10 protein-coding genes and 1 tRNA gene are annotated in these 8,515 nt (G+C 47.7%); 2 read left to right on the top strand and 9 right to left on the bottom strand.

All coding sequences use genetic code 11. The features are described 5' to 3' along the window. Positions 1-57: 57 nt before the first annotated feature. The 8 genes from V6C93_RS33690 to V6C93_RS33655 form a co-directional block, all read right to left on the bottom strand. A complete protein-coding gene (locus V6C93_RS33690) occupies positions 58-663 on the bottom strand; it encodes a Uma2 family endonuclease (RefSeq protein ID WP_333481053.1) in 606 nt (201 codons plus the stop codon). An 83-nt stretch (positions 664-746) separates the two neighbouring features. Beyond that, positions 747-2,177 (bottom strand): GUN4 domain-containing protein, encoded by a 1,431-nt coding sequence (locus V6C93_RS33685; protein WP_333481052.1) that lies wholly within the window; start codon positions 2,175-2,177, stop codon positions 747-749. Positions 2,178-2,729: 552 nt separating this feature from the next. Then, positions 2,730-2,954 carry a ferredoxin family protein gene (locus tag V6C93_RS33680; protein WP_333481051.1) on the bottom strand — a complete coding sequence of 75 codons (225 nt, stop codon included), beginning with the start codon at positions 2,952-2,954 and terminating at the stop codon, positions 2,730-2,732. A 213-nt stretch (positions 2,955-3,167) separates the two neighbouring features. Next, complete coding sequence (locus tag V6C93_RS33675) at positions 3,168-4,403, bottom strand: ATP phosphoribosyltransferase regulatory subunit (RefSeq protein ID WP_333481050.1); 1,236 nt, start codon at positions 4,401-4,403, stop codon at positions 3,168-3,170. Between the two features lie 8 nt (positions 4,404-4,411). Next, complete coding sequence (locus tag V6C93_RS33670; RefSeq protein ID WP_333481049.1) at positions 4,412-5,434, bottom strand: J domain-containing protein; 1,023 nt, start codon at positions 5,432-5,434, stop codon at positions 4,412-4,414. Positions 5,435-5,668: 234 nt separating this feature from the next. After that, positions 5,669-6,493 (bottom strand): inositol monophosphatase family protein, encoded by an 825-nt coding sequence (locus V6C93_RS33665; protein WP_333481048.1) that lies wholly within the window; start codon positions 6,491-6,493, stop codon positions 5,669-5,671. A gap of 269 nt (positions 6,494-6,762) precedes the next feature. Further along, on the bottom strand, positions 6,763-7,314 hold the full coding sequence (locus V6C93_RS33660; protein ID WP_333481047.1) for a thermonuclease family protein: 552 nt from the start codon (positions 7,312-7,314) through the stop codon (positions 6,763-6,765). Between the two features lie 118 nt (positions 7,315-7,432). Continuing rightward, a complete protein-coding gene (locus V6C93_RS33655) occupies positions 7,433-7,801 on the bottom strand; it encodes a 2Fe-2S iron-sulfur cluster-binding protein (protein WP_333481046.1) in 369 nt (122 codons plus the stop codon). Positions 7,802-7,873: 72 nt separating this feature from the next. Here V6C93_RS33655 and V6C93_RS33650 point away from each other — a divergent pair. Both V6C93_RS33650 and V6C93_RS33645 read left to right on the top strand, forming a co-directional pair. Beyond that, positions 7,874-7,960, top strand: a tRNA-Ser gene (locus V6C93_RS33650). A gap of 110 nt (positions 7,961-8,070) precedes the next feature. Then, positions 8,071-8,226 (top strand): hypothetical protein, encoded by a 156-nt coding sequence (locus V6C93_RS33645; RefSeq protein ID WP_333481045.1) that lies wholly within the window; start codon positions 8,071-8,073, stop codon positions 8,224-8,226. Here the strand turns inward: V6C93_RS33645 and V6C93_RS33640 are convergent. Further along, positions 8,187-8,515 (bottom strand): EamA family transporter (locus V6C93_RS33640; protein ID WP_333481044.1); only part of this gene is annotated, 329 nt, incomplete at its 5' end. The genes V6C93_RS33645 and V6C93_RS33640 overlap by 40 nt on opposite strands.

The following is an 8,515-nucleotide window of genomic DNA, read 5'->3' as shown; positions in this document are numbered from 1 at the left end:
AGCGGGAGCAAGGACAAGACGATTAAGCTTTGGCATCGACAGAAATTATCGTGAAAATTATCGAGGAAGAACGTCGTCTAATCGTAGTTGTAAAGTGGGGAAGAGGGGTGATGCGATCGCTTGTCCCAATCTATACTGTTGCTGACGATACTCGTCTCCATCCAGTTGACAGACCGTAAAGGTGGGTTGTTTGGGTTTGCCAATAAAGGCAGTTCCTCCTTTCCCTTGAAAATCGACAATCCAATATTCAGGGATGCCGAGCAGTGCGTATTCTTCAACTTTGCGGGCATAATCAGTTTCCCAGTTGGTGCTGACCACTTCTACTACCAGCTTGATAGAGCGACCCAAGGTAATAACGGGTTCTCGCTGCCATAGAGGTTCGCTAGGCAACAGGGTTTCATCGAGAACTACAATGTCGGGGCGGCGAGCGGTGGCAACATCGGCAAGGGGCTGAATGAGGCAAGTGCGGGGAATAAACCAGGGGAGCCGAGCATTTGTAATCGCAATACCGATTTGGATGGCGAGTTTGCCGCCAACAGTTTCGTGGGGACCTGTCGGTTCCATATCAATGACTTCTCCATCGGCTAATTCGTAGCGAAAGTCATCGCCGTACTGGGCAATGAATTCATCGAAGGTGAGGGGTTTCGTGGGGGTGTAGGTCATGGCAGTTCCTCTTACTATTATTTGTATTATTTGTGGCTTGTAGTTTGCTTCTGCCTATTTTCATTTAAGATTTTTTTTGTAAACTAAAATTCACAAATTTCTACACGAGAAAAGAGACAATCCACCTCAACAGCTCCCTCCACTCCAACTAATTCAATAGCTCCATCTCCCCATCCTATACTCAGCCCCAAGGGTAGATGCCCAACAGCCGCATTTAAAGAGAAGGTCAAGTCAGTATAGAATTTCCAGTTGTCATTTACACGCCAGCCGACGCGATCGCTAAACTTTTGATGAACGAGTAAGTTATAGACTCCAGGTTTGCCACCTTCCTCTATCCAGATTCTCTTTTGCACGCTCAAGCCAAAGCGCTCATGGCTGTAGTGTACCCACAGCCGATCAAGGGTGCGCAGGTCTTGACAGGGAAAATTTTCGATATCTTCATTATCCAGATAGCCGCGATGCTGTTGTTCCATGACTTCCAGCATTTTTTGACGGGTTTCTGTATCCGCTTCTTTCCAATTTCCAGCCGCGAGTAAGTCTCGTAATCGTGTGTAATCAATGCCTTTTTCTGATTCCAAAGGCACCTCAACCTCACTTTGAGAAGAATGAGCAACTGTAGCCAACCCACAAGGAATCAGCTCTTGTAGCACCTCATTAACCGCTTGATAACGGTCTTTAACCAAAACCTGGAGGAGTTTATCTAAAATTTCCTTGAGCTGAGGGCTAATCGTTGTACCATCAGGTAACTTTTCCCACCATAACCAGCAGCCTGCCAGGGAATTATAGAGGTTAAAAGGGTGTATCCCCGTCAACAAATGAATGCAAGTTGCACCCAGTGCGTATAAATCGCTGGCAGGATAGGCTTCGCCAAACTGAAGTTGTTCAGCTGGGGCATATCCCAGTGTACCGATCATTGTTCCCTGTTTAACTAAAGCTTCAACTGTTGCTTGTTTAGCCACCCCAAAATCAATCAATATCAGTTTGTTGTCACGGCGACGACGAATGATATTCGCGGGTTTGATATCCCGATGAATGACGCCTTGCTCATGAATAAAATTAAGAACCGGCAGCAGATCGGTCAAAATAGTCCGAATCTCACTTTCTTGGTAAAGGGTAGCTTTCGATGTGACTCTATCCTCTAATTCATCAAATAATGTCTGCCCATCAATAAACTCTTGCAGCAAATACAAACGATTGTCTTGTTCAAAATGGGCATAGAATTCGGGAATTTTATCGTGTTTGCCTAGTTCATAGAGTCGCACGGCTTCCTGATTAAACAATTCTGTTGCCTTCCGATCTTGATCAGGGGGCATCATAAATAGCTTAATCACGCAAGGATGGTTGAGGCGGTCTTGATCTACTGCGGCATAAGTTCTGCTATATCCACCTTTACCGAGAGGTTCGGTCGCTCGGTAACGGTCTTTCAGTAGTAACTTTGTGCCACAAGTTAGACAAAACTTTGCATCATCAGGATTCTGGGGCTTGGAACAGTCGAGGTTGAGGCAGTAGCTCATGGTAAAGGAAGATGCAAGCTTTGTATTTATTTTGCCCTCTTCTATTGTCTAACGTCGCCTCAAGAGAGCCCGTTTGCTCCTGAAGAAAATTCTTTGATTTACGGTTTGTTCAACAAGTCTTCATCTAAGTTATCAAAGCGTCTCCCAACGGAGGTTCGCGCTCTGTCCTAGACAGCCTTGCCGTCAGACGTTACCAATAAATTTAATACATTTTCAGCGAGGCGATCGCTTCCTGTTTGCGATAAATCCTTTGTTGTTTGAGCCGTGTGTTAAAAATCATTTTTTACACACCCAGCCAAGAGCCAGCTATGGTATCAGCCATCAAAGTGATCTATCTGGATAAATACCCCCATGAACAAGCTAGTACATCAGCTTTGTACTAGTCTGCTCTTTGCTTTTAGCTTAGCATTCCCTGCGATCGCACTTGCAACCTCCCTTATGATTGAGGATTGATTAACCTTCAATTTCCTGCGTAGGGGCATGGCATTGCCATGCCCTTACAGATTACCAATTTTGTAAGTTCTTTAATCCACGTTCCTTAGTCGTTTAACATCAAGGAGTCTGTTGCAAATCCGGACGTTCTTCCGGCACGATCGCGCCTTCTACTGGGCAGACTTGGACGCAGATGCCGCAGTCAATACAGGTCGCAAAGTCAATCCAGTACCAGTCCGTACCCTTGACATTTTTCCCCGGCCCTTCGTGAATACAAGCAACAGGGCAAGCATCAACGCAATCCGCAACACCTTCACAAGTATTGGTAACAATTGTATGTGGCACAGTATTCTCTCTCTTACAGTTGGGTACTATAGCAAAAGGCAAAAGGCAGAGGGCAGACGGTTTATTACTGGGTATATGGTCGTTTGAGCCGTTAAACAAAGTCTTAACCTTTGTGGCTACAGCTATACCAGTAAATTAGGTCTACTCTTTCGACGCTAGCAAAATTAGCCTAAGGCTATCGGTTCGGTAGATATTCTACTAGCGTTGTCTCTCCTAACTCAGCGTCTCAATCATCGGTGTGCCATCCGCTTTAATCCAAGCCAGGTAAGTAATCCGGTGGCGACGGGCGTAATCCCGGATATCGGCGGGGGATCGCTGCCCTAAGTCCATCTCCACCCGAACTAAATGCTCAGAATCTCTAAGTTTTTGGGCATAAGCAAAAGCAGCTGCCTCAGCCTGAGGCGTCTCCGGAACGACTAACCAGTCACTCGCGGGTGTTTGTCTAGGCAACTGACTCCCTGAAAGTAAAACATAGTGTAGGTCTTCAATATTGAGGCAAAAACCAATTCCTGGGTAGGTTTCTCCTTGAGGATGATACAGTCCCAGCAGTTGGTCATAACGACCCCCCTGACCCAAAACTCGCTGACTGGTATCGCTGTCACTGACTACTTCAAACACAATGCCCGTGTAATACTCAAAGGTTTGAACTAAGCTGAGATCGAGAATCAGCGGCAAGGGAGTGGGAGAGCTTCGTCCGAGGAGATCAACCAGAGATTTCAGCTGATCAACAATTTGGCGCTCTGATGAGTTTAAATCCAGACTAGCAACCTTTTGCAACACATCAGTCGGGCGTCCCCGGAGGTCAAAGAGAAACAGCGCCCGTTCTCGTAATTCTGGGGAAAGGGGTAGAGTTTCGAGGGCGACACGATCAAGATGAGCGATCGCTTTTCGCACTTTGTCTTGCACTGACGCTGGGAAGGGAGAAAACAGCGATCGCGTTAACCCCGCTTCCCCTAAAATCAAGTGCCACTGTTGCAAACCGAGCTGATTGAGGCAATCCGCAAGCAACAGAAGAATTTCCGAATCTGCCAACAGTCCTCCAGCCCCCAGAAGTTCAACCCCTGACTGGTAGAATTCCAGTTGACGCCCGTGGTGACCGATGGGCGATCGCCGGAACACATTGGCATTGTAATAGAGACGTTGTGGTAGGGATAGGCTTGCCTCACTCGTACTCCCTGCGATTCGTGTTGCAAAAGCTCGTGCAATTGAAGCTGTTAGTTCTGGACGTAGCCCCAGTGTCCCTGCTTCAGCATCCTGTAACTGAATCACTGTTGAACGCTGAATTGCGCCCCCTGCCATCAGAGTATCTAACCACTCCAGGGTCGATGTAATAATCTGGTGATATCCCCAACGGTGAAATACCTGCTGCAAGCGATCGGCAATCCAACGTTTTTGAGTCACTTCAAGGGGCAGCAAATCTCGTGCACCCGCCGGTGGTTGATGAACCATTACTTTTTCTACTTTTTCTTTCCGCCAAATAAACCACCAAATAAGCCTCCACCACCCGATTTCCCCGATTTATCGGACTGTCTGTCCGGAGCTGGTGCAGGAGCAGATTTTTGCCCTCCACCATTAGCTTTCTGAGCCAATGCTTCGAGATGCTTTTTGCCCTTCAAAGCCAACTCATCGTTGGGATTCAGTTGCAAGGCTTTATTAATGTGAACTTTTGCCATTGTCGCCTGATTTTGCTTCAAATACGAGGCTCCTAGTAAGCTATGGCAACGGCTATTGTTTGGATCTAATTTGAGTGCCTCACGCAACTCCAAAACAGCACCGGCAAAATTGTTCTTGGCAATGTACCCTTCTGCCCGCCGAATATACTCAGCCGATCTCGTAAGTCCCGAATCAGGTAGCGGACTGGTAGGTCGTCCCGGCATTCCAGGGGGTGTAGGAGCATTCGGGTCTTTTTTCGGGCCTTGAGGAACTGGCTGAGCGTCGGTTGGACGGGCTCCCGGCCCCCCCGTTGCACCCCCCGGTCTTGCAGTGGGTTTTTGGAGTTCACCCTTGCTAAGCATTAGGTAAACCATATTCAGTTCACTGATTTCAGCAATTTTATCTAAGACTTGGTCTAGGGAATCGTATTGTGTTGTGGCTAGCTTGTGTACTACGGTTTTATAAGCGTTGTCTAAATTGGCACCACCTGACCGGAATAATTGTTTGGCTGATTCGCTGGCGAGGGGAATTTTCGCTCCTTCTGCCGCCAAACGCCTCCCCATATGACCTAGACTCACCAAGTAATCCCGATTATTTCCCTGAGACAGCTGTTCGTAGGCTGGATTAACGAGTTTGGATAATAGCTGATTGGCTAGCTTCTTTTCGCTATCGCTTGCCGCTTTGCAGCTATCAGGATGTAGTTTTCGAGCAATCTTGAGATACCGTTTGCGGACTTCTTTAACATCCGCATCAACTGGAACACCGATAACGGCGTGATAATCGTTGAAATCAAACTTGAAGAGTCCGCGCTCAATTTGAAAAGACATAGGGGTTTGTCCAAGCTCCGTGCCAAAATAATTGTTTCTAGTATGTCTTAATTTTTGGTATAATTGCTAACTTTACAAGCTCAGCAGGGTTTATCAAGAGACTGTAAAGCGATGTCATTTTGATCAGAAAATTGTTTGGCTACTGTAGAAATAGCTTTTCATAGTTAGTAGCGTTCTGAAAGTTCATGGGTTACTAATCCGATTATTCCCATATCAATGAAATACATATCAAAATTATTTCCAACTAGACAGAGGGGGAACCTGTAACAGCTCGGTACTCAGGTGATCGTGAATTTGACCATTAGTGGCTAGAATCCGACCCGAATCAATCTTTAAGGGGCTGCCGTCGTAAGCGGTCACTTTACCACCGGCTTCTTCTAACAGCACGACCCCAGCAACGATATCCCAAGGAGAGAGCCCCCGTTCCCAGTAGCCATCCAGTCGTCCGCAGGCAACATCCGCTAGATCGAGGGATGCAGCACCACTACGGCGGACGCCTTGGGTGAGATGGGTGAGGTGGCAGAACTCAGCGTAGTTATTGTCAGAAGTCTCGCGTCGGTCGTAAGCAAAGCCCGTGACGAGTAGGGTTTTGCTTAGGTCAGAGGTTTGAGACACTTCAATAGGGCGTCGATTGCGAGTTGCTCCTAAACCCCTAGCCGCACGAAATAGCTCATCGCGAAAGGGATTATAGATGACTCCAACCTGAGGTATCCCGGAAATCAGGAGCCCAACGGAGACAGCTGCAACGGGGTACTGATGAGCATAATTGGTGGTGCCATCCAGGGGATCGATCGCCCACAAGTATTCACTTTGGTTATCCCCCAACTGACCAGATTCCTCGGCGAGGATAGAGTGTTGGGGAACATGACGCTGTAACACTTCCAGGATGGCAGCTTCAGCGTCTTTATCCGCCGCCGTCACTAAGTCTCCAGGACGCCCTTTCTCCTCTACTGCTTCTAACTTACCCCAGTAGTTTTTCAAGATTGCCCCCGCTGCCATTGAGGCTTCGGTGGCAATATCTAGGAAGATTTGCAGCTGTTGAGGGGTATGTTGGCTCATCTTATATAGGTTAGAACACTGATTCAGTAATATAGATTTGGGTGGAAGCTGTTCAGGGTAAGTGACGAGTTGGGTTTGGCCTCGCCCACTTAATTATCCTCCCTATAGGTATTACGAGGAAGCTGGTTCCTGAATAGATGTTCTAGGTTAAGAAAATACAAGGAGGGTTGGGAGACAGGGCTCGCTATGAAACAGAATCCCAAATTCTCTTGGTTTTTGGGGTCTATCCCTTCATGAAGCGAAAACAGAGTCAATGCGCCAACTCAACGTTAAGGATTTTGGCGACGAAATTCGGCTGGGGTCAAACGCATGGGTTGGTCTGGGTTCCAGATACCATATCCCATGAGTCTGGCATATTCTTGGGCACGGGCAAGGCGAGTATCGTATTTTTGATTAGGCGATCGCGGTGCAGCTAACACATACCCTTCTTTGACCAGTTCTTCATTGAGCAGCCGCCCATTACACCAGACATAGGCAAGCCAGCGCCCCGTGCTGTCTTTTTCTTGGACATCCGGCTCCAGGGCAACAGGTTGTAAGACCAGGGATTGATTGGTGGTTTGGCTAATCATTTGCTCAAAGCGATTTTTTGCCGCCGAGCCCCAAGGCTCTTGTTTGAGATCGGGTGCCTCAATGCCAATCAAACGTACCCGCTCAATCAAGGCGGTTTGCTGCGTTGGGTTCAATACATCTAGAGTTTGTCCGCTAACGACTCGCTGCACCTGAACAGTTACGGTTCTTCCACTGGGGCTTGGCGTGGATTGGCAACCCACCAGCAATAAGAGACAGCAGCACAAAACACTGAATTTCCTGAGAAAAGTCAAGCACCTCCTCCCTAAGAGAGTAGAGGAGGCGAGGGTATATGAAGGAGTGGCAATCGAGAATACGTCCCCTACTACCGCTACTCCCATGATTCCCTGTACTCCCCCTCTGTTCCATCTGTTAATCCTCATCCAGTGGCAGTCCAAACTGAACCTTTCCTTTGGCAAAGTAGCGCCCAAACTGAAGTTCATAGACTTCGTCTTCATCCTGCGTCTCCACTTCGAGGTCAGAGCGAGGATAACTCACACACAACAGAGCATAGCCTTGGTCGCGCAGGTTTTGAGAAAGTCCCATTGCTTCTGGCTGGTAGACCTCACCGCGACGAACACGCACGGCACAAGTGGTGCAGGCTCCATTGCGACAAGAAAAAGGCAGATTCAGACCCTGGTTTTCTGCTGCTTGCAAGATATATCGGTCATCTGGCACTTGTACGGTGTGATGAGTACCCGTTTGGCGATTATGAATTTGAATTTTATAGGATTTAGTCATCACTTCAGTGTACAATTAGAAACTGGGTGCTGAATTAGGCTAATTCAAAACCCTCAACTCATAGATTCCCCTGGAGAGATGGCCGAGCGGTTGAAGGCGCAGCACTGGAAATGCTGTTTAGGGGTGACTCTAACGAGGGTTCGAATCCCTCTCTCTCCGTTCCAACGCAATAATATTACCAAGATTGGAGGCTCATCCAATTCAAAGATGCGATCGCACCCTTCCTAAGCTGTCGTGCATTAAAAATGCACAACAGCTAGGAGTCGGGAATGGCAACAGAGACAATCGACTTCCTACTCCCCAACCTCACAAGAAATATGCAATGTTTTACGCGCAGCAGCTTATTAGCGACTACGGGCGATCGCATCTTTGATATTTATACGTTTTATACGTTTACTTTTGCTTGCGATCGCGCAGCGGATTGAGCAGCTTTGACATGGCGACGCCGCTGCTCAAAATTCAGAGCCAGGACTCCCAGGGTAACGATCAGCATTCCAAAAATTTGCGACCCTTGCAAGGTACTTTGCACAATACCCAAGGCCAAGAGCGCTGTTAATGCGGGGACTGCTGCTTCCAAAATCAATGCTTTAGAAGGATCGAGCCGCCTCAGTCCCATATTACTCAGCAGATTGATCGAGAGGGTAATACCAGCCAAGACCAGGCTGCTGATGATTAGACTAGACCACATGTTGGGAGCTACATCGAAACGCCGCC

This window comes from Allocoleopsis sp., from assembly GCF_036703385.1.
Classification (GTDB): Bacteria; Cyanobacteriota; Cyanobacteriia; order Cyanobacteriales; family Coleofasciculaceae; genus Allocoleopsis.
This window is presented reverse-complemented; position numbering and strand designations above follow the sequence as displayed.

Excerpts from the sequence above, each read along its gene's own strand:
- V6C93_RS33685 (WP_333481052.1), bottom strand. The coding sequence starts at position 2,177 with ATGAGCTACTGCCTCAACCTCGACTGTTCCAAGCCCCAGAATCCTGAT.
- V6C93_RS33665 (WP_333481048.1), bottom strand. The coding sequence starts at position 6,493 with ATGAGCCAACATACCCCTCAACAGCTGCAAATCTTCCTAGATATTGCC.
- V6C93_RS33675 (WP_333481050.1), bottom strand. The coding sequence starts at position 4,403 with ATGGTTCATCAACCACCGGCGGGTGCACGAGATTTGCTGCCCCTTGAA.
- V6C93_RS33655 (WP_333481046.1), bottom strand. The coding sequence starts at position 7,801 with ATGACTAAATCCTATAAAATTCAAATTCATAATCGCCAAACGGGTACT.
- V6C93_RS33690 (WP_333481053.1), bottom strand. The coding sequence starts at position 663 with ATGACCTACACCCCCACGAAACCCCTCACCTTCGATGAATTCATTGCC.
- V6C93_RS33645 (WP_333481045.1), top strand. The coding sequence starts at position 8,071 with ATGGCAACAGAGACAATCGACTTCCTACTCCCCAACCTCACAAGAAAT.
- V6C93_RS33670 (WP_333481049.1), bottom strand. The coding sequence starts at position 5,434 with ATGTCTTTTCAAATTGAGCGCGGACTCTTCAAGTTTGATTTCAACGAT.